This is a genomic window from Streptococcus suis, from assembly GCF_002964045.1.
GTDB lineage: Bacteria > Bacillota > Bacilli > Lactobacillales > Streptococcaceae > Streptococcus > Streptococcus suis_U.
The window spans coordinates 1-291 of record NZ_POPB01000295.1 but is presented as its reverse complement, the minus strand read 5'-3'; the positions used below and the strand labels follow the sequence as shown (position 1 = coordinate 291).

Genomic DNA, 291 nt, shown 5'->3' with positions numbered 1-291 from the left:
GGTTAAATGAGAGAATAGGTGATGTGGATTTTCATATAAAATAGCTTGTCGTTTATGAATGAGCTGTACACATTGACTCAATTGTTCATTTACTTGTGAAACAAAGTCTGATTTGGAGCGGTTTTCTTGAGGATGAATGACTGCTACTTGATTCTCTCGACACCAGATACTAGGTTTCGAAAATTTAGGATCAACTACAATTAAATCAGAAGTTCTTTTTAGAATATTTAAGAGGTAGACCAAAAAATATGATTTTCCAGAACCTGAATTTCCTGCTATTGCTATATGATT

The 291-nt window shown here is 33.0% G+C and carries 1 protein-coding gene; it reads right to left on the bottom strand.

Annotated features, from left to right (window positions below):
* The coding region (locus tag C1E99_RS04235; RefSeq protein ID WP_153060159.1) for a helicase HerA domain-containing protein at positions 1-291 on the bottom strand (291 nt) is incomplete at both ends.